This window comes from Flavobacterium gelidicaeli, assembly GCF_013294005.1.
Lineage (GTDB): Bacteria > Bacteroidota > Bacteroidia > Flavobacteriales > Flavobacteriaceae > Flavobacterium.
Window position 1 is genome coordinate 222662 of sequence record NZ_JABSNK010000006.1, and the last position, 26482, is coordinate 249143.

Sequence of the window (26482 nt, forward strand, 5' to 3'; positions counted from 1 at the left end):
TATAAAATATTCAACTTGTTATTATTTAATTGCTTCTTGAATGCTGATTTTTTTTCCGTTTTTAAAAGCGATTAAAAAAGCTGAAGAATAGCCTTTTGCTTTTGCTTGACTTAACAACACCTTAGATTGGTTATAATCAGAAGTTTCGCCGTACATATACTTGTAAACATTTCCAGATTTCTCCATAGAAATAGTATTTAAGCCTTTAAAATTTTTAGATTCTAATGCAACTTTTTTACTACTTGCTGATAGTTGGACTTTAAAAATTACATTTGTATCGCTCGTTTTAGTTGTTGTGCTTTTAGTCTCAGCTGGAGCACTACTTTTTACAGGAGTTGTTTCTGGCGCTTTTTCAATCACTTTAGTTTCTGGTCTGGCCTCGTATGTTTCTACGGTTCCGTTACCATAATATTCATTTTTATAACTTATAATTGCATCAGTGATTGCTTTTGCAATTTCATTTTGTCCTTCTTCTGAATCTAAAGTATTTCCCTCAGTATTATTAGAAATAAATCCTGTTTCAATTAAAATACGCGTCATGTATGCTTTATGTAAAACCATAAAAGGGGCTTGTTTAACTCCACCACCACGTATTTTTTTTCCTAATTTTTCAAATTCATTTTCAACTTTACTCGCTAATGAAATACTATTTCCTAAGTATTCTTCTTGCATTAACGTCATACCAATCATAGTTTCTGGCGAATTAGGATCAAAGCCTTCGTATTTTCTTTTATAATCTTTTTCTAATGTTATAACCGAGTTCTCTTTTTTTGCTGCTTCTAAATTTGAAGCAATTTTATTCATACCCATTACATAAGTTTCTGTACCATCGGCAGAAGTATTTCTACTAGCATTACAATGTATGGATACAAATATGTTTGCATTAGCTCTATTAGCGATATTAGCTCTTTCAACCAAATCTATAAAGACATCCGTTTTCCTGGTATACGTAACATCTACTTTAGAATTTGCTTCTAATAGTTTACCCACTTTTAACACTATTGCTAATGCAATATTTTTTTCGACATGACCATTATAGGTAGCTCCAAAATCATGCGCACCATGTCCTGCATCAAGAGTAACCTTAAAGTTATTAATTTGACCAAAAGAAAGGTTGCTTATAAAAAAAATGAGGAATAATAATCCTTTTAAAGTATTACTATTAGTATGTATCAATTTCAAAATCTATTTTTATTTATTTTGTACAAATTTAATTATTCTTCTCAATAACTTCAAAACTATTGAGTAAGAGTTTTATTTTAATTTGAGGTAACAATAAAAGCGTCAGAAAAACCAACCACCTTTGCTTCTGCCTGCAGTAATTTAGCTTCATCAAGACTTCCTGTTTCTCCATACATGTAGCGGTATATTTCATTCTCATAAGTATTTGTTATCTTACTTAAGCCTTTAAAGTTACTTGTATTCATTGGAATATTCTTAGAGCTTGCTAAAAGTTGTACCTTATAAGTAGTTGTATTAGCTGTTGTAGTCACACTTACTGTTTTAGTATTATTTTGCACCGGAGTACTGTTTGCGTAAGCAGAACCATAATATTTTTTCTTGTAAGCTACAATTGCATTTGCTATTTGCAAAGCCATCTGGTCTTGTCCTGACTCAGAGTTTAAATACTCTCCTTCTTCTTTATTGGATAAAAAACCAAGTTCTATTAAAACACTTGGCATATAAACAGCATCAAGAACCCACAATGGTTGCTGTTTTATACCTCTAGAATTCCTATTTAAATTATTTGTGAAATTATCTTGTATCTCTGTAGCAAGAATTATACTGTTATTTAAATTCTCTTCTTGCATTATGGTCAAGCCAATTAAAGATTCGGGTTTATTAGGATCAAAACCTTGGTATTTCTCTTTAAAATTATCTTCTAAAAAAATAACCGAGTTTTCGCTTTTAGCTACTTCAAGATTCAAATCTGTTCGAGACAATCCCATAACAAAAGTTTCAGTGCCGTAAGGCTGGAAATTTTTAACCGAATTACAATGGATTGAAACAAAAAGATTGGCATTTGCTTTATTGGCAATTTTTGGTCGATTCGCTAATTCTATAAAAACATCACTAGTTCGCGTGTAAATAACTTTAAAATCAGGCAACTTTTCTAGAAAAGCACCTACCTTCAACGTCGTTTTTAGAGCAATATCTTTTTCAGTATAGCCGTGATATGAGTTTCCGGGGTCCTTCCCTCCATGTCCGGCATCAAGTATTATTGTGAAATTTTGATCATTTTGAGAGAACACCGCATTTATATTGAATAATACAATGAATGTCATCAAAAAAAAACTATAATAATTGATTTTCATATGTTAAAGTTAATTTTATTGGAACGTTAGTACTTAATTTTTTTATTTGATTATTTTTGACAAAAAATAATCTGTAAGTTTGACACTTCAAAAAACAGGCCATAATTTTACAAAAATAGCATTTATACCTTTGCAGACAAACTTATTTAATATCGTTTTAGTATCATTTTTCCTAACTTTAGGATGCAATAATCTATACGCTCAAGAAATTCAGAAAAAATCAACCGTTATTCCTGCTAAAACACCAGTAGAAAAACCATTAATAGTACCGATAAATGATTCAAAAACTATTCTTGAACCAAAGAAAGTAACAGATACTATTGTAAAAAAAGATACCATTAAAGCAACAAAAGCTTTCTTAGATGGTAAAGTAAAATACAAGGCAGATAAATATGCCCGTATTGATCAAAAGAAAAAAACAATCACCTTATACGATAAAGCGGAACTTTATTATCAAGATGTCGAATTAAAATCAGGTATCATTGTTTTAGATTATGATAAAAATGAGGTTTATGCAGGACGTTTAAAAGATTCTACAGGTAAATACACACAATACCCAAGCTTTAAACAAGGAGCAAATGAAGTACAGCCAGATTCTATTAGATTTAACTTTAAATCTAAAAAGGCCTTAATATGGAATTCTAGATCAGATCAAGGAGATTTTAGAATAAAAGCTGCTATAACTAAAAAAGAAAATGATTCGGTTTACTTTTTAAAAGGAGCGCGCTTTACTACTTCAAAAAATATCGAAAATCCAGAGTACTATTTTCAAACCAATAAAGTGAAATTTATTCCTGGAAAAAAAGTTATTACTGGTTTAACCAATATGGTAATTGCTGATGTACCTACACCTATCGCACTTCCATTTGCTTATTTCCCTATGAGCAAAGAAACTAGTGTCTCAGGAATTATTCTGCCTAGTTATAATGATTCAAATACAAGAGGATTTTCATTGCAAAATGGAGGTTATTATTTTGCTTTAAGCGATAATTATGATCTTACTGCCCTAGGAGATTACTATACTAACGGAAGTTATGGACTACGCCTTGAGTCGTCTTATGCAAAAATATATCGCTACAGAGGAAATGTGAATTTCAGGTATGAAAATCTAATTACCAGCGAAAGAGGATATCCTGATTATGCAAAACAAAAAATCTATAATTTACAATGGTCACACTCTAGAGATTCAAAAGCTAATCCAAATTCTAGTTTCTCAGCCTCTGTGAATCTTGGAAGTAGTAAATATTTCCAGCAATCTATAAATCAAGCTAACGTAGGGTCCAACCTAAACAATACTTTGAGTTCGTCTGTTTCTTATTCAAAAACTTTTACAACAGTACCACAAGTTAGGATGTCCCTATCAGCAACTCACTCACAAAACACACAAACAGAAGTTATTAATATGACTTTACCAACCCTACAATTAAGTGTAGACCGTATCTATCCTTTTGTTGGTAAAGATGGTGTTAAAAAAGGTTTTTTCAAAAACATCAACTTACAATATAACTTAAACGGAAAAAACAGTATCACTACTACAGATTCGCTATTCTTTAAACCTCAAATGTTTAGAGATGCTAAAATAGGGATGCAACACAGTATTCCGTTGAGTACTAACTTTAAACTTTTTAAATATTTTAGTGCTACCACTAGCGTAAATTACGAAGAGGTTTGGTATGCTAAAACTATTAGCCGAAGTTATGATGTTGATCAAAGCGCGGTAGTAGATAAAGACGTAAATGGATTTGATGCATTCCGTACTTACAACTTTTCTTCAAGTCTTGGAACAACGGTATATGGTACGTTTAATTTTGGTGATAACAAGAGAATAAAATCTATTAGGCACGTCATGCGCCCATCAGTTTCTTATAGCTATACGCCAAGTTTCGAAAAATACTACGACACTTACGCATCTGATGCTAGTGGAACAATCAACAAACAGTATACGCGTTTTGAAAACGGAATCTATGGTTCGCCTGGATTAACAAATTCTAATATTGTAGGATTTGATTTAAGCAATACATTTGAAGCCAAAGTAACTGATAGCGACAGTACAAAAGTTGACCCCAAGAAAGTGATGCTATTAAATAACTTAAACTTCTCTACAAGTTACAACGCTGATGCTGACGGTGAAACAACTTTAGCATGGGCACCTGTACGAATCAGCGGTGGTACACAACTTTTTAAAGACAAAATGAACGTGAATTTTGGAACGACATTAGACCCTTACGCAATTGATAATTCAGGTAATCGCATCAACACATTCAATATCAATAATGGAGGTAGTTTGTTTAGAATGACAAGTGCAAACATGACTTTAAACTATTCTATTTCTAGCAAAGAAAAAGATAAAAACAAAGACAAAAACAACGACCAAACAGAAAGAAATGGTGGTCGAGAAGATGATTTATTTGGAAGAAACACTGTTCAAAATAACAGTTCTGTTAGTCAATTTGACGATGATGATAATGGTGAAGACAAAATATCAGAGTTTTTTAGATCTAAATTACCTTGGGACATGACGTTTGCCTACTCCTTAACCTATAGTAATAGTAACCGACAAAGAGAAATCACTGGAAACTCTATTATGATATCTGCAAATGCCGACTTAACTCCTAAATGGAAAGCAGGAATCTCTACTGGTTATGATTTTGTTCAAAAAGGAGTTACCTACACACAATTACGTTTTGAAAGAGATTTATTAAGCTGGAGAATGGATTTTAACTGGACACCTTTTGGAACTAACGCTAACTGGGGGTTCTTCATCGGAATCAAATCTGGTGTTTTAAGTGATATTAAATGGGATAAAAGAAGTAGTTCTACGCGTTAATAGAAATTTTAGATTCATTAATTTTAACTGCTTAGTATAATTCGAAATAAAAGTTATTACAAGCTAAATAAAAAATACATTATGAAAAAAATAATCTTTACAGACAAAGCACCTGCTCCAATAGGACCTTACAACCAAGCAGTTTTAAAAGGAAACACGCTGTATACTTCAGGACAAATTGCTATAAATCCTGTAACAGGAGCATTAGAAACAAGCTCTATTGAAGTAGAAACAGAACAAGTAATGCAAAACATGAAAGCAGTATTAGACGCTGCAGGAATGACATTTGAAGATGTTGTAAAAACAACAATATTCATTATGGATATGAATGATTTTGCTAAAATAAATACCGTTTATGCGACTTATTTTAACGAAAAAACCGCTCCAGCACGTGAAACGGTTCAAGTGGCTTGTTTACCAAAGAATGTAAATGTTGAAATTTCTATGATTGCAATCCTATAGCTTTCAATAATAACTGAGCAGTTGCTTCGTTTGTGGCGATAGGCACATTGTGAACATCACATACACGAAGCAACATGTTTATGTCTACTTCATGAGCATGACTTGCTAAAGGGTCTTTAAAAAACAATACCATTTTAGTCTTACCCTCAGCAACTCTAGCTGCAATTTGAGCATCACCTCCTAGAGGTCCTGAAAGCATTTTCTTTACTTTAAATCCAGCATTTTCTGCCTTACTTCCAGTGGTACCCGTAGCTATTAATTTAATTTTTTCATGTTGTAATATCGCCGTGTTTTTGTTTAAAAACTGAACCATATCTGCTTTTTTACCGTCGTGTGCTATAATAGCAATTTCCATAGCTTTCATTATTTATTTGCAACGTGATAAGCAATCAAACCATCAATTGGTCTTCTTAAAACGTTTCCTAATTGTAATTCATATTTATCAAATGTTTGTTGTAATTCGTCTTTTAAATAAAAAGCGATTGACCCTACAAAATGTACAGGAACCTCTTTACAATTATCAAACTGCTTGATGTAATTTTTAACAAAAGACTTCATCCCTTTAAAAATAATTTTTTTACAGAATTCATGGTCTTTATGCTGAATTAAAAATTTAGCAAAAGTTGCTAAATAAGCATTAGGATTAGCTTCTTTATATAATTTGCTTTTGATAAAATCAGGCTCAACATTGTATTCTTTTTCAAATTCAACAGCAAGCTCTTTAGGCATTTTATTAAAGTAATATTTTCGAATTAATTCTTTTCCAAGAACGTTTCCGCTACAATCATCCATAACAATATAGCCTAATGATTGTACTTTTTGATGCAATTCCTTACCGTCAAAATAACTACAGTTTGACCCTGTTCCTAAAATAGAGACAATCGCTTCTTCTCCTTTTGGAGTCGTTGCATAAACTGCAGCATAAGTATCCTCTTCAACAGAGATTATTGCATTTGTAAAATATTCTTGAAAAGCTTTGCGAAGCGTTACTTTCATTTTTTCAGTACCACAACCTGCACCATAGAAAAATAAATGAGTTGCGTTTTTTTTATTCTGTAAAATATCAAAACGATCATTTAAACGTTCAACAATTTGATCGCTATTTAGAATTTCAGGATTTAATCCTAAAGTTTGAGTTGTAAACAATATTTTTCCTTGATCATCTATTGCAATCCAATCCGCTTTAGTAGAACCACTATCAACTATTAATTTCATTTCTATCGGTTTAAGTTTTGGTTATCATTGTACCAATTCACTTTTAAAAGTAAGCTATTATTTTGTACAATTTAAAAATAAAAAAGAAAATCCCGCCAAAAAATAATTTGGCGGGATTTTTAAAATATATGTAATTATTTCAATGAAGAAATATGTACCGCTAAGTCAATTAATTTACTTGAATAACCATATTCGTTATCATACCAAGAAATGATTTTGAAGAAAGTAGAATTTAATCCAATTCCAGCATTAGCATCAATGATTGATGTTCTTGAATCACCAACAAAATCTTGAGAAACAACAAGGTCTTCAGTAAATCCTAAGATACCTTTCATTGTAGTTTCAGAAGCTTTTTTCAAAACTGCCATTATTTCTTCATAAGAAGTTTCTTTAGCAACTTTAACAGTTAAATCCACTGCAGAAACATCTGTTGTAGGAACACGGAAAGCCATACCAGTAAGTTTTCCATTTAATTCTGGAATTACTTTTCCAACTGCTTTTGCAGCACCTGTAGATGATGGTATGATGTTACATGAAGCAGCACGTCCACCTCTCCAGTCTTTTTTAGACGGTCCATCAGTAGTCATTTGAGTTGAAGTTGTAGCATGAACTGTAGTCATTAACGCTTCAACAATACCAAAATTATCATTGATAACTTTAGCTAAAGGCGCTAAACAGTTAGTAGTACAAGATGCGTTAGAAACTACTAAATCAGAAGCTTTTGCTTCTTCATGGTTCACTCCCATTACAAACATTGGCGCATCAGAAGAAGGTGCAGAAATAATTACTTTTTTTGCTCCACCAGCAACGTGTGCGTTTGCAGTATCTTTAGTAGTAAAGAAACCAGTACATTCAGCAACAACATCTACTCCTACTGCATCCCATTTTAATTTAGCTGGCTCTCTTTCTGCAGTAACTCGAATGTTTTTTCCGTTTACAAAAAGTTGTCCCTCTTTTACTTCTACAGTACCATTAAATCTACCGTGAACTGAATCGTATTTCAATAAGTAAGCTAAGTGGTCTACATCTAATAAGTCATTAATTGCAACTACCTCAATATTGTCTCTATTGAAAGATTCTCTAAATACAATTCTTCCAATTCTTCCAAAACCGTTTATTCCTAATTTTACTTTTGACATTTTTTTTAATTTTTGTTATTTCTAGTTCTTGTTTAACTTTTTTAAAAGTCTAGTATTTCCATTCTAAACTTCAATATCTTTTAGGTTGACATGATCTCTGACACACGTAATAACTCTCTATCAATCTCTGATTTACCTTTGATTGCTTGTTCAAGTGGTGTAAGATTTACTTTGTCATTTTGCAGCCCAACCATGTAGTTTGATTTTCCATCAATTAACGACTCAACCGCTTTTACACCTAGTCTACTCGCTAATACTCTATCAAAACATGATGGAGAACCACCACGTTGCATGTGTCCAAGTACAGATACTCTAACATCATATTCAGGTAAATTAGCTTCAACGTAATCTTTTAATTCAAATACGTTTTTACCAATTTTGTCTCCTTCAGCAATTACTACGATACTTGATGATTTACCCGAAGCTTTACTTTTTTGTAAAGATTCTAATAAACGCTCTAAACCTAAATTTTCTTCTGGAATAAGAATCTCCTCTGCTCCAGCACCAATACCTGCATTTAAGGCAATGTGACCTGCATCTCTTCCCATAACTTCTACAAAAAATAATCGGTTATGTGAACTCGCCGTATCTCTAATTTTATCAATTACATCTACAACTGTATTTAGTGCGGTATCATATCCTAAAGTATGACTGGTCCCAAAAATATCATTATCAATTGTTCCTGGAATTCCCATTACTGGAAAATTAAATTCTGTATTGAATAACAGTCCTCCCGTAAAAGTTCCGTCTCCTCCAATAACTACTAAAGCATCAATTCCTGCTTTTATAAGATTAGCATGCGCTTTTTTTCTTCCTTCTGGAGTTTTAAATTCAAGCGAACGAGCAGATTTTAGTACTGTTCCTCCTTTATTTACGATATTATTAACCGTTCGAGGTCCCATTTCTTTGAAGTCTCCTTCAATCATTCCTTGATAACCTCTATAAATCCCTATACACTCAATGTTGTGGTAAGCACAAGTTCGAACAACTGCTCGAATGGCAGCATTCATCCCTGGAGAGTCTCCTCCTGATGTTAACACTCCTACTTTTTTTATTGTTTTTGGCATTATAATAGTATTTAAGCGTAAATTTAACAAACATAAAGCACTTAAAACATGATGTAATTAATTAATTCATGAACTATTATAAATTCAAACGTTTTCGTTAATAAGTTTTCGAAAAACCAAAAAAAAGACGGTATTTTTTAACATTAATTAAAATTTTGAATTATTCATTAACAATTAATTATAAATAAGCAATTATACCTAATTTTCGACACAAATAACAATTAGTCATTTAAGCTGTCATAAAATTATATTTATCGAAAGCAAATCCATCATGCTTAACCCAAAAAAAGCCAAACTAATTCATATATAGAATTAGCTTAGCTTTTTATATCTAATAATTTAAAGAAAAAAAATAGTTGTTATTAATATTCCTCTGGGATTACTGCTTCTTTATTTTTTTCAGTTTGCGGTTTCTTAGGCTCTTTTGGTTTCTCAAAATTGATGTATTCTGGAGATATAGTCGAATCTTGAAATTCATTTTCATATTTAGGAGCTGTTCCTATTTTGTATTTTTTAGAAAATTTATTCATCAACTCTTTAAAAGTATCAAAATCTACCTCATAAGAAATACCTGCTCCTTGTGTATAACCAATTCCTTCTCCTATATAATTAATATCATTTTCTCTATTGAAAAGGCGTAAATTTAAAGTTCCGTCTTCATTAACGCGGTATTGCAATTCTAAATCTCCCACCACAGCAGACTCATTTACACCTCCTATAGGCACCCCTATTTTACCATTAATTGTAATTCTTTCATTAACTTTTGAAGTAATTGTCGCAATCACACGACCATCTGTTTCTTTCCCAAGTCTTTTATCTGCAGGAGTATAATTTAACCCTACTTTGAACTTCTCACTGTCTGATTGTATAATTCCTCCTAACAATCCTGAAGCGGTTTCAAACAAACTTCCTGAAAAATCAGACTGGCTAACTCCTTCTGGACTTAAAAATCCCCCCGAAGAAAGTAAATACAACGCTTGTGTTTGTCTCACATCTTTATCATTCAATTTATATTGAATCTCTGATTTTAGAACATTACTAACGGTAGGGAACTCAATATTAAAGTCGGGTTCCGGACTTGCTAAATCCCCACGTATACCTATAACCACTTCTACAGGAACTTTTCTATTAAAAGAGGAGTTATCTAATAAAACTGCTGGATTCGCATTCGTTTTATAAACAGCTTCTAGATTAAGTTGTGCACGCATAGGGTTACCTTCCCAAGAAATTGACCCACCTTTTTTTACATCAAACTTTTTATCTATGAACCCACCATATTTAAAATTGTAAGAACCTTCATAAGGCTGGAAATCTCCCCACATATTAAATTTACCTAGCGTATTTATTTTAAATAATAATGTTCCGTATCCTTTTCCTTTCATTCCGTGACCAGAATTTCTATCTAAAATAACTTCTACCTCGGCTTCTGGTGTGATATCTAAATCAAACTCTAATTCTAATCCACCATATTTTTTTGTATTCTCGACAATACCCAACTTAATATTGCGTTTTTCTTTTGGAGTCAAAAAGTGTATAAAGGCATTATCACTAACGCTCTCTGCGTCATTAATAGGTATTTTTACTACCGTCCCTTTTTCTGATTTTGCTGCAACTTTAATAAACAAGCTATTGACAGGACCTTTTATAGATGCCGTACCATCGATAAATGCAGTACCATAATAAGCAGCGTCATCTTTATCTTTTGTATCTAATACGACTAACCTATTAGTATTGATTCCTAAATCCAGTTTCCAATCACCAAAATTATTATGCTCTACACTTCCATTCAAATACCCTTTTGTATCATACTTAGTATCCGTTAAAGTATTATTTCTAAATAAAAATTTCTCATCGACTAAGTCTACAATCGATCGATCGCTAAGTTGATAGTCAATGTTTAAATACGGAATTGTAAGACCTGCATTATCTACAAACAATCGTCCATTAATTTTTGGTTTTTTTAAATTGCCTCCAATAGTAGCATTTCCCGTCACAAGACCCCTAATATTAGAAAGCACATCACCTCCTAAAGAGCTAAGAATACCTAAATTAAATTTAGCCAATGCAACTTTTAAATCCAGCTGTGTTTCCTTACCTACAATTTCAAAATTACCGTTGGCACTTAGTGATTCTAAATTTTCATTCCTTATAAACGAATTTATAGTAAACTTTTGAAAATTTTTATCTCCTTCAATATTAAAATTTAAATCTCCTAAATCAGTTTTATTAATATTTAAATGGTCAATAATTAACGAGGCAGTGGGCTTATAAACATCATTATTTTGTTTAAAATTAATTTCACCATTAATATTCCCATTAAAAACAAACTTACTGCTTGCTGGAGTAATCTTAAATAAATCGACATCTTTAAAACTAAGATTTAAGTCTTTATTTATATTGTCTTTTATCGTTCCTTTTAAAGAAATTGCTTGCTCTTCATGTGACAAAATAATATCGTCAATATTGAAGTTTTTAAATGATTTGTCAAAAACGATTTGGTTATTAGGTGCATCTTCTTCATTCAAATACCATAAATAATCCTTAAATTTCATTTCAGACTTACTAATTCCTACCACGTTATTATTATCTTTATTTATAGTATGGTATAAATTCAGATTGAAATAATCTTCCCCTTTTGAACCTCCTTTAAATTCTGACCTGAAAAACAAAGTATCCTTCATAGTAACATTGATCAAACTAAAGTCTCTAATTTTATAATATTCAGTCTTTATACTATCTAGTTCAACATACGCATTGTATAGCGGATTTTTATTATCAATAGCGACTCTTATATTATCAAAAGTGTTTTTTGCAACTAGAATTTGAGGCGAATTAAAATTAAGCTTAAACTCTTGGATATCTGACTTAATATTCCCTTTTACTACCGTATTAGTCGCAATTGACATTTCAGGATAAAATATCTCAATAATTTTATTGTAAATAGTGAAATTAAATTTCAAGAACTGTCCTTTATTGACTTTGTTTGGTTTAAAATTTGTGTACAAACTACCCAATGAGTTTTTGACCAAATTACCCAATTGGCTAAACTGAAATTTTCCTATAATTTCTCCTTCAACAATATCTGGGGAGTTAACCGTAATGGTACGTATTCTATCCTTATCAAAACTTGAGAAGACATTAAAATCATTAAAAACATAGGTGTCTTTAGAATTTTGATAGGATGTTTTTTTGATATAAACGTTTCCTTGGAGGTTTTCAATAGTATTCCCAGTTACTTGAACAACAACATCTCCTCTAAAAATTGCCGTAGTATCTTGAACTAGTTTTAATTTGAATAAATCCGAATTTTCAACATTAATATGAAAGTCATATTTGTTTTCTTTATTTCGAAGATCTAATAAACCATCAAAATTCATGCTTAAATTAGGATCATTTATAGATATTTGCCCTTTATAATTAGGAGCTTTAAAATTTCCGTTGACAACTACATTAGTATAAGTATATTTTCTAAAATCTATTTTTGTGATATCCCCTTTTAAAGCAGTATTTAAATACTTCTCAGTAAAACCCACTCCATCAACATCAATATTCATACTGATTAAGCCTAAATCTTCACGATTAAGCAAGGTTCCTAAATCAAAATCATTCAAAACAACATTACCTACATAAGATGCCTTATCTATAAAATCAATTTGCTTCATACTAAAAACCGACTGAACATTACCTAGATCAGAATCCAGTGCAAAATCAGCATTCAAGAAAGTCTTACTCACTTGTGCGTTTCCTATAATAGTAAAATAACCTAATTTTTTTAATTCATCAGGAAGTCTTTTTCCTAACACATTAGGAAGTATGGTAGCCAGATTATCATAACTACTACTTACTTTTTTAAAATCACCATTCATATAAAATGGTTGGTTCGCTTTTCCAAAAAGGTTTTTAAAATTAATTCTACCTTCAATTTTAGTATTTTTAGAATCAACTAATTTTAAATTATTTACATCTAAATTATTCAAAGGGCCTTTTATCCTTCCTGTTACATCAAAAAACTGATTCTTACCAAGTTCATTATAAAAATGCCTAATATCATTTGTAGCTAAATGAGCTGAATTTAATTTCACATCAAATTTTACCTTATCATTAAAATTAGCAAAATCAGCTATTTTATAACTTAAAACCACATCCCCTTCTAGAGTAGATTCTTTAGTAACTAACTTAAGAGTTTCTAACTTTATATTTTTCTTGGTATAACTAAAGTCAGCACTTAAATCACTAACATACAATCCGCGGTGATCAAGAAAAGACATCTTATTGATTTTAGTATTTACAGCAGGACCATAAATTAAAAAATCACTTAATTTGATATTCAATTTTGTAAAATCAACATCTTTAGGAATAGCTCTATTTTCATCAGTTAATAAAAAATGACCATCAGTGATTGTAGCACTATTTGTTTTTAGTAAAAATTTTCTAGTTGAAGGTTTACCGGAATCGAAAGCGTTTAAGAAACGATCAAAATTGGTATCCTTTTCATTTTTGTACGTTTTTAAATTAAAAACCAACCCTTCTAAGCGTATATCTCCAAAAATTAAATCCCCGTCTAGTATTTTTTTCCCTTCTAAAATATTCGTGTTTAAGATCTTTGTAAAAATCAATGTATCATTATGATCATCTCTAATCATTACATTCTTAAATTTCACACCGCCAAAAACTGAAACTCTCACGCCGTCAATAGCGATTTTAGTACCAAAATCATCATTGATACTTTTAGTAAAATACTGTGCTATTTTTGTTTGTACATAAGGCACAGACAATGCTATCGCTGCTAATAGCAATAGAATAATTATCCCAAGAAAAAGGCGAAAAATTATTTTAATAAATTTTTTGATACTAGTATATTGTTTTATTTTTTCTAAAATTTGATTTTGCCCAAGAAATGGCGGTGCCTTTGATAAAAATTCTTTAATTTTGGCTGCGCCGTAAAAATAAATAAATTAAAATTCGGTTCGTCAAATATAATCCAAAATTCGTGCCTTTTTATGCAAAATTCCAAGGTTTTTATTCTTGCCATCGAAAGTTCTTGTGATGACACTGCCGCAGCAGTCTTAGAAAATGACAAAGTACTGTCGAATGTTGTTGCTAATCAGCTAATTCACACTCAATATGGAGGTGTAGTTCCTGAGTTAGCATCACGTGCGCACCAACAAAATATTGTACCTGTAATTGATGCTGCATTAAAAAAAGCAAACATTACAAAAGATCAGCTCTCAGCTATAGCGTTTACTCAAGGTCCAGGATTAATGGGATCGTTATTAGTAGGAAGCTCATTTGCTAAATCATTGGCTTTAGCATTAAATATTCCGTTGATTTCTGTCAACCACATGCATGCGCACATTTTAGCACATTTTATTGAAGAAGAAGGCTTTGACAAACCCACTTTTCCTTTTTTAGCACTTACCATAAGTGGTGGTCACACACAAATTGTCAAAGTAGAAGACTTTTTTACTATGACAATAATAGGCGAGACTACTGATGATGCGGTAGGAGAAGCTTTTGATAAAAGCGCTAAAATATTAGGACTTCCCTACCCTGGAGGACCTCTAGTAGATAAAAATGCACAATCAGGTAATCCTAAAGCATATAAATTTACTAAACCAAAAGTGCCTGGATTAGATTTTAGTTTTTCAGGACTTAAAACAGCTATTTTATATTTTATCCAAAAGCAAAAAATAGAAAATCCTGATTTTGTTACAGAAAACATTAATGATATTTGTGCCTCAATTCAATACACTATTATTGAAATATTGATGGATAAATTAAAACTTGCCGTTAAAGAAACAGGAATTACGCAAATCGCTATTGGTGGTGGTGTATCTGCAAATTCAGGAATTCGAAAAACTTTGCAAGAAGCAGAAGGAAAATACGGATGGAAAACATTTGTACCAAAATTTGAATACACCACAGATAATGCTGCAATGATTGGAATTGTAGGTTATCAAAAGTACTTATCACAAAAATTTGAAACTGCCGCAGTAGTCTCAAAAGCACGCATACAATTTTAAAAAAACATGCAATTATTTTACAACCAAAATATCAACAATACAACAACTGAATTTGTTTTTGACAAAGAAGAAAGCAAGCATATTATAAAAGTATTACGTAAACAAGATGGAGACATTCTACATGTTTCTAACGGTTTAGGGGAGCTTTTTGAATGCCAAATCACCTTAGCTTCTGATAATAAATGTACCGTAGAGGTACTCTCTTTCGAAAAGAAACCAGCTCCAAAATTTCATTTGCACTTAGCTGTAGCTCCCACTAAAATGAACGACCGTTTTGAATGGTTTTTAGAAAAAGCCACCGAAATAGGAATTCAAGAAATAACACCTATCATTTGTGATAGATCCGAAAGAAAAATAATCAATAAAGACCGCTTTGATAAGATTATTTTAACTGCTTTTAAACAAGCTAACGAAACGTATCTTCCTAAATTAAATGATGCTATTACACTCAAAGAATTCTTGAAGCAAGAACAAAAAGGCCAACTTTTAATTGCTCATTGTGAAGAAACTGATAAAAAAACGCTAAAATCAGTTCTTAAACCTAATGAGGATATTACTATATTGATAGGGCCAGAAGGTGATTTTTCTAATAAAGAAATAGATTTAGCTATAGCTAATAATTTCAAAGCAGTATCACTTGGAAATACTCGCTTACGTACAGAAACTGCTGCTATCGTTGCTTGTCACAGCGTTGTTTATGCTAATGAAATTTAAAAAAATCTTTAAATAATAACCTACCGTATGAAAAAACTGTGTTTTATATTTTTATTTATTACTATTACTTCCTCTTCACAAGAGATCGCTTTAGTAAAATATGCAGGTGGTGGAGATTGGTATGCTAATCCTACTTCTTTGCCTAACTTAATAAAATATTGCAATGCAACTATTCATACTACCCTTAATTCTAAACCCGCTACGGTAGAGCCATCAAGTCCAAATTTATTTTCTTACCCATTTTTACACATGACTGGTCACGGAAATGTGATTTTTAGTCCAAATGATGTTACCAACTTGAAAAAATATTTACAATCTGGAGGCTTTTTACACATTGACGACAACTATGGATTAAACCAATACATCAGAAAAGAAATAAAAAAAATATTCCCAAATGATGACCTGGTTGAAATTCCATCAAGTCACGCTATTTTTCAAAAACCGTTTGTATTTGCAAATGGATTGCCTAAAATTCACGAACATGATGGTAAACGCCCACAAGCTTTTGGTATTTTTATCAAAAATAGATTAGTACTTCTATATACTTATGAATGCGATTTAGGAGATGGTTGGGAAGATCCTGAAGTAAACAATGACCCAATAGAAGTACGTGAAAAAGCATTAAAAATGGGTGCTAATATAATAAACTACATCTTTAACAATTAAGCCTGTGCAGTTAAATCACGACGAAAATCAGTTTGAAAGAAAAATTTTTCCAATAATTATAGTTTGCGATAATATCTATTTCCAGCAAAACATAGGCTCCTTATTTCGAATTAGTGAAGCCTTTGGTGTAGAAAAAATTATATTTTTAGGAAAAGAGGTTCCTTTAATACCCCGAAAAATCAATAAAACATCTAGAAGTACTCATTTACATGTACCACATTTGACCATCGAAGATCCAAATGAACTTATTAATTATTTAAGGAAAAATGACTACGAAACCGTTGCTTTAGAAATTACAACTACTAGCAAACCCCTTAAAAAATTAACCGTACCTACTACAAAAAAAACAGCCTTAATCATTGGTAGTGAGATTAATGGCGTATCTAAAACTCTTTTGTCTATTTCAAATCAAATAGTTCATATACCAATGTTTGGAACTAACAGTAGTATGAATGTAGTTCAAGCAACAAGTATTTTTCTGTACGAATTTACATCTTCTAAATGTTAATTTTATTTTATTAAATTGTTAACAATTCCAATACCACAAGGCATCCTTCATTTATTCACATGACAGCTTACTTTACCTATTTTTTTTTATTAATAATTTAGTTATAAAATTATTGAATGATTTCCCCAAATCATATTTTATTAACTTAACCTATAATTATTATGAAAAAAGTTGCTTTATCAGTAATGGCAGTTTTAATGCTATTCTCTTGTCAAAATGACAACAACTCAGAGTTAGAAACTCAAGAATCAGCTGCTATTACACAGCGAAAATGTGCAACACAAGATGTATTAGAAGCTCAATTGAGAGAAGATCCAACCTTAGCGTTAAGGATGAATCAAATTGAAGATTTTACTAAAAAAGCGATGCTAACAGGCCGAATAGTAAATGGAAAGGTTGAAATTCCAGTAATAGTAAACGTTCTTTATAGAACTTCGTCCGAAAATATTTCAGACGCCCAAATTCAATCCCAAATTGATGTTTTAAATGATGATTACAATGCTTCAAATGATGATTTCAGTCAAGTTCCTTCCGTATTTTCAGGAATTAAGGCAAATGTTGGAATTACATTCGTTTTAGAAGCTATTAACCGAAAATCAACAACCAAAACTTCTTGGGGTACAAATGACAAAATGAAAAAAACGTCACAAGGAGGAATTGCACCTACATCACCTACAACAAAATTGAATATGTGGGTATGCACCATTGGAGGAGGAATACTGGGTTACGCACAATTTCCTGGCGGTTCATCATCAACAGATGGTGTTGCTATTGATGCCAAATATTTTGGCGTTTCTGGAACAGCAAATTACCCATACAACTTAGGTAGAACTGCTACTCATGAAGTGGGACACTGGATGAACTTACGCCACATTTGGGGTGATGCTAATTGTGGTAGTGATTTAGTTAGTGATACACCTACGCATAACGATGCAAATTATGGTGTACCTACTTATCCACATTATAGTACTTGCACAGGAACTCCTGTTGAGATGACAATGAATTATATGGATTATACAGATGACAGAGGTATGTTTATGTTCTCAAACGGACAAAAAAGTAGAATGGCAGCCATCTTTGTTTCTGGCGGGGCTAGATCAGGTTTTGGAAGCTAATATTTATTAGAATATATAAGTTGAAATCTCGCTACTTGTTAGCGAGATTTTTTTATATTTATACCCTGAAAAAATAAATTAATGATCACACCAAAAATTATATCAAAAGGAATTTTAAGAGCACTTGTTTCCATTGTATTAGTAACTTTACTTTTATATTTTTTCTACCAGATCCAAGCTGTTTTAATATACTTAATTGTAGCATTAATACTAACATTGATTGGATACCCAATATTAGATTTTTTCATGAAACGTTTAAAATTTAATAACACATTTGCCACTATAGCAACTGTATTTATATTTGTTGTAACCATCAGTGGTTTTATAATGATGTTTATACCGCTTATTTTAAATCAAGGAGCTAATTTATCATTACTAAATACAGCCGAAATTGAAAAAAGCACTATACAATTAGTGAACCAAATCACCGTTTTTTTAGAAAATCACCACATTGATTCTTCACAAATGCTAAAAGAAGTGGACCTTAGTTCTAAACTAAATTTTGATCTTATTCCTAATTTTTTAAATGCCCTATTAGGCACTCTTAGCAGCTTCGGGATGGGATTAGCCTCTGTACTTTTTATAACTTTTTTTTTACTAAAAGATAGACGATCATTTTTAATTACTGCCCGAAAATTAATTCCAGATAATCATGAAGACCAAGTTTTAAACTCTATTGAAAAAATCAATAAATTATTATCTCGTTATTTTATTGGTCTAGTTATTCAGCTGTTTATTGTATTTATATTATATCTAATTATATTACTTATTTTTGGAATTCCAAACGCTATAGTTATTGCATTTCTATGTGCTGTTTTAAATGTAATCCCTTATATAGGTCCCTTAATAGCTTCAATATTAGCAGCTATTTTAACGATGTTAGCCAATTTAGGAACTGATTTCCAGTCAGAAATTTTACCTACCACTATTTATGTATTAATTGGTTTCTGGATAGTACAAATCATCGATAATAACTTATCTCAACCTATAATATTTTCTAAAAGTGTTAGCTCACACCCTTTAGAAATTTTTTTAGTAATATTAATTGCAGGTTTCTTATTTGGTGTTCTTGGAATGATCATTGCAGTTCCTCTTTTTACAATATTAAAAGTAGTAGCTAAAGAGTTTTTTCCTGAAAACAAGGCCATTCAGTTACTAACAAAAAACATATAATTTTGGATTTGAAGTTATTAAATAAAGATATACAAGAATTTATCTGTAAAAACTTAAGTACCTCTATCTCTAAATTAGCGTTACAAAAAAATCCCTTTCCTGCAGTGGAATGGATTACTATTTTAAAACAAATTGAAGCCAAAGCTAAAGCTAAAGAAAAACTTCCTAGTTGGTTTTCAACCGAAGAAATCTTGTACCCAACAAAAATATCTATTGAACAAACCTCTTCCGAAAAAACGGCATTATATAAAAGTACCATCGTTTCAGGAGAAAGTTTAATCGATTTAACAGGTGGTTTTGGAGTAGATGATTTCTTTTTTTCGAAAAAAATAAGGGCTGTAACACATTGTGAAATTAATGAGGACTTATCTACAATTGTACAACATAATTTCAAAAAATTAGAAGCAAATAACATTACTTGCTATACAGGAGACAGTACTGAAATACTTATATCATTAGGGGCTAAATGGGATTGGATCTATATTGATCCCTCAAGGCGTAATGAAGTCAAAGGTAAAGTTTTTATGCTCAAAGATTGCTTACCTAACGTTCCTGAAAATCTAAATAGTTATTTTGAAAATTCAGATGCTATCTTAATTAAAACTGCTCCATTATTAGATTTGTCTGCAGGTCTATCTGAATTAAAAAATGTAAAAAAAATACATATTGTAGCTTTAGAAAATGAAGTCAAAGAATTACTTTGGGAACTTCATAAAAATTACTCAGGTTCTGTTACCATCCACACAGCAAATATTCTTAAAAATAAAATTGATGAGTTCAAATTTGTAATTAACGAACAAAATTCTTTACCCGACTATAGTTTGCCACAAGAATATCTTTATGAACCCAACAGCGCAATAATGAAATCAGGAGGTTTTGATGAAGTTGGTATATTTTATAAAATAAATAAGCTACACAAACATTCTCATCTGTATACATCTAAAAACTTGATAGAAAGTTTCCCAGGTCGCATTTTTAAAATACAAAACATGTTTAATTATAATAAAGTCGAAATGAACAGCTTTATGAAAAACAATAAATCAAATATCACAATTAGAAATTTTCCGGAAACAGTAGAAAATATTAGAAAAAAATGGAAAATTAAAGAAGGTGGGGTTGACTATTCTTTTTTCACTACAGATGAGGATAATAATAAAATTGTATTAATTTGCAACAAAATATAAAAAAATGAAACAAGTCTTTTTAATTGTAATTTTCTTCATTACAAACTCTTTATTAGCACAAAAACCATGTGAATACAGCGAAAATATATCTGATTCATTAGGAACCTACAAAGTCACAAAAGACTATATGATTTCTGAAAGTCATTTTGCAGGTAATTCTAGTTATATCTTTTTCTCACTAGCCTCTACTGATGGAATGCCTACCTTAAATCTACAAATGATTCAAAAAAGTAAAAGCTTTATGAAAGCAAATTGTTTTGATAAAAATTCGAAAGTATACCTTCAGCTTCAAAATGGAAAAATAGTAACATTGCTACATCTTGATCAAGAAAATTGTGGCTCTTTAATTCGTGACGACAAAGATTTTGACAACCGTATAATATCAGGTAAGTTTATGTTCATAAAAGGTTCATTCGAAGATTTAAAATCATCTCCAATGTCATTAATGCGAATAAAATTCTTAACTGATATTTCTGATTATGTAATACAAAAAGAATTCACATCAGAATTAAATAATATAATCTATAAACCTGAAAATTATTTTATTGACAATTTAAGCTGTGTAGAATAAATAGTTAATCACAGTCCCATTTGGCATTAGAAACAGGATCTTTTAATGCCATTTTTAAATTATAATGCCACCATTCTGAATCAAAAGAAATAAACCCATTTGCAATCATTACTTTTTTCAGTAACTTTCTATTCGCAAGAATCTCTTTCGGTAATTTCAAATAATTGTGACTAGCTTGAATACCAAAGAAATCAAAATCAGTTCCCATATTTAAAGGTTTCCCTTTTAAATCAACCAAACTAATATCTACCGCTCCGCCCCTATTATGTATAGAACCTTTTTTAGGATCCGCAACATACTTAGGATTAGAGACAATCATCCACATCTTCTTTTGAATATCTAAAGGCCTATAACAATCAAATAATTTAATTCGATATCCCTTTTTAATAAACTCTTTATTTGCTTTAACTAAAGCATTTACTGTTTTTAACCTAATCAAACATTCAGCGCAATCATAAACTTTAGCCTTTAAAAAATTATCTTCAGTAGCATATTTCATATCATATATAAAATCAGTGCTGTAATCTTTTAAATTTACAAATGTCGTATCACTCAAAATAATGTTTTGATTAGCTGTAATCTTTACCTGAGCGTTAGAGATACTGCATATAGCTAAAAAAACAAAAGCCAATAAATAAGAATCTTTTGAAATCATAAGTATTACTTTTTTAATATTATAACCAAACTATTTTTTCATCAATAGCACCAAGTGTTTTTTCTGTTGAAGGAGTATGAAAATATCCCATATAAAAGAACCCTAAACAAACTTCACCCTTAGCCAAGTCAAAAAACTCGTGCATATATTTAATAAGCGGTGGTGAACTCCAGTAAGAACCTATTTCTAATTCTGTAGCCATCAACCACATATTTTGAACAGCCATAGCAACAGCAGCAATTTCTTCCCACTCAGGGACAGATTCTTTCTGGTCTCGTTGCATACAAATAGCAATAACAGCGGCTGCTTTCTTAGGATTTTCCTTTATCTTATTATATTTAAACTCAGAAAAAGTTGGACCTATTTCTTTAAACTTATTCGCTAAAAACAAACCTAATTCCTCCCTAGTCTCACCTGTGATAACTTTAAAACGCCAAGGGGCAGTTAATTTATGATTAGGAGCATAATTAGCACTCTCAAGAATTTTAAGTATTAATTCCTTGGAAATCTCTTTATCAATATATTGATCAGGCATTATAGAACGCCTTGTTTTAATTGCCTCTTCTACATTCATCTAATTGTACATTAGTCATTAATAATCAAATCAAAGTTACCAAATCTAATAAAACTAACATAAGTAGCTTTAGTTAAATCTAGAATTAAATAAAATAAAAAACCCTAATAACTCTTTATAAGTTATTAGGGTTTAATTCCGCGGAGAAAGAGGGATTCGAACCCCCGGACCTGTTACAGTCAACAGTTTTCAAGACTGCCGCATTCGACCGCTCTGCCATTTCTCCAATAAATCACAACCACTATCTGATTGCGGTTGCAAATTTAAACATTTATTCCATTTAAAAAACATAAATCTAAATTATTTTATATTTATTTTCTAAACAAACAATTAACATCCAGTATTAAAACTACTTAACATGATTATATATATTTAATCAATATAAAAAACAATAATTACAAATTAACTTAATCAATACAAAATAATTATGGCGTGACCCCAAAAAGGGTCGAGCTAACCGCTATATCTTTTATGTAGTCCCATATCCGGACTACATAAAAGGATGTCGCTACTATCTCTCACGCAAAAAAAATTATAAATTAATCAATAAATATATCTTAGTAATCACATAAAAAAAAACAATCAGTTTATAGAAATTACACTTACATAGTTAATAGTATAAATTCAATTGCTAAAAAAACTCTTCAAAATCCAAACAAGTGACAAAACGTTTTCATTTTCAAAAAATTACACAAGCAACTGTTCAAGAAATTAGAATTAGAGTAAAATGGGAAGTTATAGACAAAGAAAACACCGCCTTAACCGAGTCAAATCTCTATTAAAAACAATTTAACACCAAACAATTACTAAGTATTAATTCCGATAGCCATTGGGATTAAGAATTAGTAATTGTTAACTTTTAAAATAACTAAATTATTTATTGAGTACGCAAGTAATATTGGGTCAATCTCAAAAGTTGGAGGGAAATTAAAGAATCTATTTTTAAGCAGAAAAAAACGCATCCTGGACAATTATATAGAACTACTAAAACTCATACTTCCTGAATTGATTTTTGAGCACTTAGATTTAGATCATACTAAAAATGAGTTAGAAAAAATGGACCTCTATTTTTAAGAGAAAAATACTTCTCCCAAAGAATTTACTAATTATCAACTAGTATTACCTAAAGGATTATAAAATGAAATCATAATCCTAGATTTCTCTTTAAAAGGCAGCTTGGTTTATTTATATATTAAAAAGAGATAATGGACAGATAAAGAAAAACAAACAATAATTAAGCGTGATTAGAATATTATAGTACAAGGAACCCGAATGGCTCAAGAGTTAGGATCATAAACAAAACCTGGGGAGAATTTTTAGAAAAATTAATATTTTGTAGTATTAACAATGAGATATAACTTCTATAGACCTTTTGAAATTTATAACCCCTGATTTTTTAATTGAGAACTTTGAAATAGTTTCTACAATTAATTCAGAAGAAAACTTACATCTGTATTTCGAAGAAAAGATAAAACCTCCAAAAGAGTTTGATGCTTTAGAATTAGTACCCAAAGGCTTTCTGTATGAAATAACGATTCAGAATTTTCCTCTTAGAGGTAAATTTGTCTATTTACACATTAAACTCCGTCGCTGGACAAACAAAGCTACCGGAGAAATCATCAAAAGAGATTGGCAATTAGTAGCAAAAGGAATTTATATGACGCAATAATTTGCGGCTTTTTTAAATGAAATTAATAGATAACACACCCATAAATTGTCATTTGCCCGGAGGCTTCTTAGGCGCTGATGGTAAAAAACTCCAAAGGCAGTATAAAATCACTTAAGTTCTTTTAGTACTTGCGAACCTAGAAAATATGCCCATAACTGGATTATTTAGCCTAAAAATATAAGTATGCATCTCGCAATTGACGAAGTTACCCTATCCCACGGAGAACTTTATACTATTGTGACCAATAAAAAAGCTAAAGGCAAAAAAGGATCATTAGTGGCTATTATTACTGGCACTAAAACAGAAAAAGTTATTTAATAAGTCAGTAAAATCGACTTAAAAAAAAAGACAAGCAGTTATAGAAATCACTCTTGATATGGCTAATTCTATGAAGTTGATAGCTAAAAGATATTCTCCAAATGCTATATAGTTAACAGATCGTTTTCATGTACAAAACTAGCCTTAGAAACTTTGCAAAAAAATATAATCAAGTACCGATGGGAAGCAATGGACAGAGAATCAAGTAATAGTAAAAGCTAAATCAGAAAACAAAACATATACTTCCCAGCTTTTAAATAATGGAGATACTTTAAAACAAATATTAGCTCAAAGTCGCTACTTACTTTACAAATCCCATGACAAATGGACTAACAGCCAAAAAAAGAGAGTACTGCTATTATTCGAATTATATCCTGATTTAAAAAAAGCATATGCTTTATCACAGCAACTACGAATTATCTATAACAATAATATCAATAAGAATATTGCGATGCTAAAATTGGCTCACTGGTATAAAAACGAGAGGAATTAGAATTTAAGAACTTTAATATCGTTCTAAACACCATAACGGTCAATAATAATTCAATACTAAACTACTTTGATAATCGTAGCACAAATCCTTCAGCAGAATCTTTCAATGCAAAATAAAAGCTTTTAGTAATCTCTCGATAGCTATCGGGATAGAGGTGTTAGAAAAATTGATTTCTTCTTAAATTCTTTCTCTTTAGAATGGAAAAGCTTTTTGCTTGATCCCCAGAAAATTTATGTGAGCCAAAAGTTGTTATTATTATTTCAATAGAAAAAGAAGAAGTTTAGTGAAGCGTAGCGGAACTAGACTTCTTCTTTTTCTATTATTCTTTTTAATTCTTCAATCTCTCTAAAAACTGATACGGGATAGACATAGGATTTATATTCTTTTTCCATAGCCACTGATCCCATTAAAAAAAGTACTGATTCTAAGCTTGGCATTGCTCCTCTCATTTTCAATACCCGTTTGTAATCTCGATTTAAACGTCCTATCCAGTTGGTTGAATAAATCATTCTCTGAATCGAAATTGGATAATTTAAATAGGTGAAATATGCTATATTTCGCTGGTTTCAAAATGATTTTAAACTAGGATAACTTTTTTTATACTTCTCTACGAATTTACATAAATTTTAAAATGCTTCTACTACGGTAATATTTTTTGTTTCTATTGCAAATATTTCAAGAAGTTCTTTGCCTATTTCTAAACGTTTTGTTCTTGTAAAAACTGCTAAAATATTACGTTTGAGATGCACTATACATAACTGATGCTAAGCATTAACAAAAGACCTTGCAATAGCATTTTCTATCGACGTTAAGCCGTCTGAGACAACTAGGCCAACACTCTGAACACCTCGTTCTTTTAATGATTCTAACTCTTGTTGCCACAACAAAACTCCTTCTGTAGGATGATTTACAATACTAAGGAATTCTCTAGAACCATCTTCTTTAATGCCTAATATAGCATAATATCCCTCTTTGCTGACCGATTTTTCTCTTCGAGTATGAACAAAAGTTGCATCTATATAAAACACTAAATAGTGAGAATCTAATTTGTGCTTAAGCCAAATTGAAACTTCCTCGCGACTATCTTTCATTAAATAACTGATCTGCTGCTTACTGTACTCTTTTCCGTAAATTTCTTCGTAAACATCACTAACTTGCTCGGTTGTTTAGCCTCGGCGATATAAACTAAAAATCAACTTGTGATGTTCTTCATCTTCATTGCGAAGCATATTTAAAAGCACTGGATAAAATGTTCCATTTCTTGTTCTAGGTACTTTTAAAACCATTTCTTTACCAGATCCTCGTGCTTTCCTTGTACGATATCCATTTGCAGAATCTCCTGGATGCTCTAGTTGATGTAGATGTCGTTCACTTTTCATAAAAGCATCTAATGCCATTTGCATCAGTAAGTTTGTTCCATTTTCAGAATTTGCTATATTCAACAATAATTCCGAAATTTGAGCGTGTGTAAGGTTCATAGTATGTAAGTTTATTTGTCATAATTTAAAATTACAACTTTTTTACTTTACACACTTTTTTAGGATCAATACATATTGTTGTGGGGAAATATTTAAATAAGGATATTTGTATTTTAAAATCTTATCCCAATGCAAGAATCTTTTAATGAGATCCTAAAATTATTACTACCTGAGATAATAATAAACTATTTTGAACTTACTTCTTATAAAAAGGAAAATGTAGCTCTCCATCTTTATCTAAAAGAGATTAATTCACTACCAAAAGAATATCGTCAAAACAAATTAATTTCAAAAGGATTCTTTGATGAAATAACAG

25 protein-coding genes, 1 tRNA gene and 1 pseudogene are annotated in these 26482 nt (G+C 30.9%); 15 read left to right on the forward strand and 12 right to left on the reverse strand.

The window, feature by feature from the left end; genetic code table 11:
* Nucleotides 1–21: 21 nt before the first annotated feature.
* Nucleotides 22–1182 (reverse strand): N-acetylmuramoyl-L-alanine amidase family protein, encoded by a 1161-nt coding sequence (locus tag HNP99_RS11410; protein WP_254596855.1) that lies wholly within the window; start codon nt 1180–1182, stop codon nt 22–24.
* Between the two features lie 77 nt (nt 1183–1259).
* The gene (locus HNP99_RS11415; RefSeq protein WP_254596856.1) at nt 1260–2285 is read right to left on the reverse strand and encodes an N-acetylmuramoyl-L-alanine amidase family protein; all 1026 of its coding nucleotides are present in this window, start codon (nt 2283–2285) and stop codon (nt 1260–1262) included.
* A 109-nt stretch (nt 2286–2394) separates the two neighbouring features.
* Here HNP99_RS11415 and HNP99_RS11420 point away from each other — a divergent pair, with 109 nt between their 5' ends.
* The gene (locus tag HNP99_RS11420) at nt 2395–5142 is read left to right on the forward strand and encodes a putative LPS assembly protein LptD (protein ID WP_173853514.1); all 2748 of its coding nucleotides are present in this window, start codon (nt 2395–2397) and stop codon (nt 5140–5142) included.
* Nucleotides 5143–5223: 81 nt separating this feature from the next.
* Nucleotides 5224–5604, forward strand: coding sequence for a RidA family protein (locus HNP99_RS11425; protein ID WP_173853515.1), 381 nt, complete (start codon nt 5224–5226; stop codon nt 5602–5604).
* On the opposite strand, the gene HNP99_RS11430 is transcribed toward HNP99_RS11425, so the two are convergent.
* The 5 genes from HNP99_RS11430 to HNP99_RS11450 all read right to left on the reverse strand — a co-directional run bounded on the left by HNP99_RS11430 (nt 5585) and on the right by HNP99_RS11450 (nt 13821).
* Nucleotides 5585–5959: a methylglyoxal synthase gene (locus HNP99_RS11430; RefSeq protein ID WP_173853537.1), complete on the reverse strand. Its 375-nt coding sequence runs from the start codon at nt 5957–5959 to the stop codon at nt 5585–5587. The genes HNP99_RS11425 and HNP99_RS11430 overlap by 20 nt on opposite strands.
* 8 nt (nt 5960–5967) lie before the next feature.
* Nucleotides 5968–6819: an N-acetylglucosamine kinase gene (locus tag HNP99_RS11435; RefSeq protein ID WP_173853516.1), complete on the reverse strand. Its 852-nt coding sequence runs from the start codon at nt 6817–6819 to the stop codon at nt 5968–5970.
* A 134-nt stretch (nt 6820–6953) separates the two neighbouring features.
* Nucleotides 6954–7958, reverse strand: coding sequence for a type I glyceraldehyde-3-phosphate dehydrogenase (gap, locus tag HNP99_RS11440; protein ID WP_173853517.1), 1005 nt, complete (start codon nt 7956–7958; stop codon nt 6954–6956).
* An 80-nt stretch (nt 7959–8038) separates the two neighbouring features.
* Nucleotides 8039–9025, reverse strand: a complete 987-nt coding sequence (pfkA, locus tag HNP99_RS11445) for a 6-phosphofructokinase (RefSeq protein WP_173853518.1) — start codon at nt 9023–9025, stop codon at nt 8039–8041.
* 362 nt (nt 9026–9387) lie between these two features.
* Nucleotides 9388–13821 carry a translocation/assembly module TamB domain-containing protein gene (locus HNP99_RS11450; protein WP_173853519.1) on the reverse strand — a complete coding sequence of 1478 codons (4434 nt, stop codon included), beginning with the start codon at nt 13819–13821 and terminating at the stop codon, nt 9388–9390.
* 204 nt (nt 13822–14025) lie between these two features.
* On the opposite strand from HNP99_RS11450, the gene tsaD reads away from it, so the two are divergent.
* The 8 genes from tsaD to HNP99_RS11490 all read left to right on the forward strand — a co-directional run bounded on the left by tsaD (nt 14026) and on the right by HNP99_RS11490 (nt 20979).
* Nucleotides 14026–15048, forward strand: a complete 1023-nt coding sequence (gene tsaD / locus HNP99_RS11455) for a tRNA (adenosine(37)-N6)-threonylcarbamoyltransferase complex transferase subunit TsaD (RefSeq protein WP_173853520.1) — start codon at nt 14026–14028, stop codon at nt 15046–15048.
* Nucleotides 15049–15054: 6 nt separating this feature from the next.
* Nucleotides 15055–15762 carry a 16S rRNA (uracil(1498)-N(3))-methyltransferase gene (locus tag HNP99_RS11460; RefSeq protein WP_173853521.1) on the forward strand — a complete coding sequence of 236 codons (708 nt, stop codon included), beginning with the start codon at nt 15055–15057 and terminating at the stop codon, nt 15760–15762.
* 27 nt (nt 15763–15789) lie between these two features.
* A complete protein-coding gene (locus HNP99_RS11465) occupies nt 15790–16428 on the forward strand; it encodes a DUF4159 domain-containing protein (protein ID WP_173853522.1) in 639 nt (212 codons plus the stop codon).
* Between the two features lie 4 nt (nt 16429–16432).
* Nucleotides 16433–16936 carry a TrmH family RNA methyltransferase gene (locus tag HNP99_RS11470; RefSeq protein WP_173853523.1) on the forward strand — a complete coding sequence of 168 codons (504 nt, stop codon included), beginning with the start codon at nt 16433–16435 and terminating at the stop codon, nt 16934–16936.
* Between the two features lie 161 nt (nt 16937–17097).
* On the forward strand, nt 17098–18051 hold the full coding sequence (locus HNP99_RS11475) for a zinc metalloprotease (protein WP_173853524.1): 954 nt from the start codon (nt 17098–17100) through the stop codon (nt 18049–18051).
* A gap of 81 nt (nt 18052–18132) precedes the next feature.
* Nucleotides 18133–19224 (forward strand): AI-2E family transporter, encoded by a 1092-nt coding sequence (locus tag HNP99_RS11480; protein WP_173853525.1) that lies wholly within the window; start codon nt 18133–18135, stop codon nt 19222–19224.
* Nucleotides 19225–19226: 2 nt separating this feature from the next.
* Entirely contained in the window at nt 19227–20408 is a 1182-nt protein-coding gene (locus HNP99_RS11485; RefSeq protein WP_173853526.1) for a class I SAM-dependent methyltransferase, read from the forward strand.
* A 4-nt stretch (nt 20409–20412) separates the two neighbouring features.
* Nucleotides 20413–20979 carry a hypothetical protein gene (locus HNP99_RS11490; protein ID WP_173853527.1) on the forward strand — a complete coding sequence of 189 codons (567 nt, stop codon included), beginning with the start codon at nt 20413–20415 and terminating at the stop codon, nt 20977–20979.
* A 4-nt stretch (nt 20980–20983) separates the two neighbouring features.
* Here HNP99_RS11490 and HNP99_RS11495 read toward each other — a convergent pair whose 3' ends face one another.
* From HNP99_RS11495 to HNP99_RS11505, 3 genes are all read right to left on the reverse strand, one after another.
* Nucleotides 20984–21634: a M15 family metallopeptidase gene (locus HNP99_RS11495; RefSeq protein ID WP_173853528.1), complete on the reverse strand. Its 651-nt coding sequence runs from the start codon at nt 21632–21634 to the stop codon at nt 20984–20986.
* Nucleotides 21635–21653: 19 nt separating this feature from the next.
* On the reverse strand, nt 21654–22208 hold the full coding sequence (locus HNP99_RS11500; protein WP_173853529.1) for a nitroreductase family protein: 555 nt from the start codon (nt 22206–22208) through the stop codon (nt 21654–21656).
* A 141-nt stretch (nt 22209–22349) separates the two neighbouring features.
* Nucleotides 22350–22434: transfer RNA gene (locus tag HNP99_RS11505), tRNA-Ser, on the reverse strand.
* A 433-nt stretch (nt 22435–22867) separates the two neighbouring features.
* Between HNP99_RS11505 and HNP99_RS17775 the strand changes: the two genes are divergently transcribed.
* The 4 genes from HNP99_RS17775 to HNP99_RS11515 all read left to right on the forward strand — a co-directional run bounded on the left by HNP99_RS17775 (nt 22868) and on the right by HNP99_RS11515 (nt 24688).
* Complete coding sequence (locus HNP99_RS17775; RefSeq protein ID WP_256434547.1) at nt 22868–22990, forward strand: hypothetical protein; 123 nt, start codon at nt 22868–22870, stop codon at nt 22988–22990.
* Between the two features lie 590 nt (nt 22991–23580).
* Nucleotides 23581–23877, forward strand: coding sequence for an ISAon1 family transposase N-terminal region protein (locus HNP99_RS11510; protein ID WP_217424414.1), 297 nt, complete (start codon nt 23581–23583; stop codon nt 23875–23877).
* Between the two features lie 183 nt (nt 23878–24060).
* Entirely contained in the window at nt 24061–24195 is a 135-nt protein-coding gene (locus HNP99_RS17780) for a hypothetical protein (RefSeq protein ID WP_256434548.1), read from the forward strand.
* A 280-nt stretch (nt 24196–24475) separates the two neighbouring features.
* Complete coding sequence (locus HNP99_RS11515) at nt 24476–24688, forward strand: transposase (protein ID WP_371810467.1); 213 nt, start codon at nt 24476–24478, stop codon at nt 24686–24688.
* A gap of 299 nt (nt 24689–24987) precedes the next feature.
* Here the strand turns inward: HNP99_RS11515 and HNP99_RS17630 are convergent, their stop codons facing one another.
* Nucleotides 24988–25242: a transposase gene (locus tag HNP99_RS17630; protein ID WP_371810468.1), complete on the reverse strand. Its 255-nt coding sequence runs from the start codon at nt 25240–25242 to the stop codon at nt 24988–24990.
* Between the two features lie 210 nt (nt 25243–25452).
* Nucleotides 25453–26166 (reverse strand): annotated as a pseudogene (locus HNP99_RS17705) (IS256 family transposase).
* A 129-nt stretch (nt 26167–26295) separates the two neighbouring features.
* On the opposite strand from HNP99_RS17705, the gene HNP99_RS17635 reads away from it, so the two are divergent.
* Nucleotides 26296–26482 (forward strand): ISAon1 family transposase N-terminal region protein (locus HNP99_RS17635; protein WP_463671060.1); only part of this gene is annotated, 187 nt, incomplete at its 3' end.

Coding starts and splice junctions, on each gene's coding strand:
- HNP99_RS11415 (WP_254596856.1), bottom strand. CDS start 2,285: ATGACATTCATTGTATTATTCAATATAAATGCGGTGTTCTCTCAAAAT.
- HNP99_RS11425 (WP_173853515.1), top strand. CDS start 5,224: ATGAAAAAAATAATCTTTACAGACAAAGCACCTGCTCCAATAGGACCT.
- HNP99_RS11430 (WP_173853537.1), bottom strand. CDS start 5,959: ATGGAAATTGCTATTATAGCACACGACGGTAAAAAAGCAGATATGGTT.
- HNP99_RS11435 (WP_173853516.1), bottom strand. CDS start 6,819: ATGAAATTAATAGTTGATAGTGGTTCTACTAAAGCGGATTGGATTGCA.
- gap (WP_173853517.1), bottom strand. CDS start 7,958: ATGTCAAAAGTAAAATTAGGAATAAACGGTTTTGGAAGAATTGGAAGA.
- pfkA (WP_173853518.1), bottom strand. CDS start 9,025: ATGCCAAAAACAATAAAAAAAGTAGGAGTGTTAACATCAGGAGGAGAC.
- tsaD (WP_173853520.1), top strand. CDS start 14,026: ATGCAAAATTCCAAGGTTTTTATTCTTGCCATCGAAAGTTCTTGTGAT.
- HNP99_RS11460 (WP_173853521.1), top strand. CDS start 15,055: ATGCAATTATTTTACAACCAAAATATCAACAATACAACAACTGAATTT.
- HNP99_RS11465 (WP_173853522.1), top strand. CDS start 15,790: ATGAAAAAACTGTGTTTTATATTTTTATTTATTACTATTACTTCCTCT.
- HNP99_RS11475 (WP_173853524.1), top strand. CDS start 17,098: ATGAAAAAAGTTGCTTTATCAGTAATGGCAGTTTTAATGCTATTCTCT.
- HNP99_RS11480 (WP_173853525.1), top strand. CDS start 18,133: ATGATCACACCAAAAATTATATCAAAAGGAATTTTAAGAGCACTTGTT.
- HNP99_RS11490 (WP_173853527.1), top strand. CDS start 20,413: ATGAAACAAGTCTTTTTAATTGTAATTTTCTTCATTACAAACTCTTTA.
- HNP99_RS11495 (WP_173853528.1), bottom strand. CDS start 21,634: ATGATTTCAAAAGATTCTTATTTATTGGCTTTTGTTTTTTTAGCTATA.
- HNP99_RS11500 (WP_173853529.1), bottom strand. CDS start 22,208: ATGAATGTAGAAGAGGCAATTAAAACAAGGCGTTCTATAATGCCTGAT.
- HNP99_RS17780 (WP_256434548.1), top strand. CDS start 24,061: ATGCATCTCGCAATTGACGAAGTTACCCTATCCCACGGAGAACTTTAT.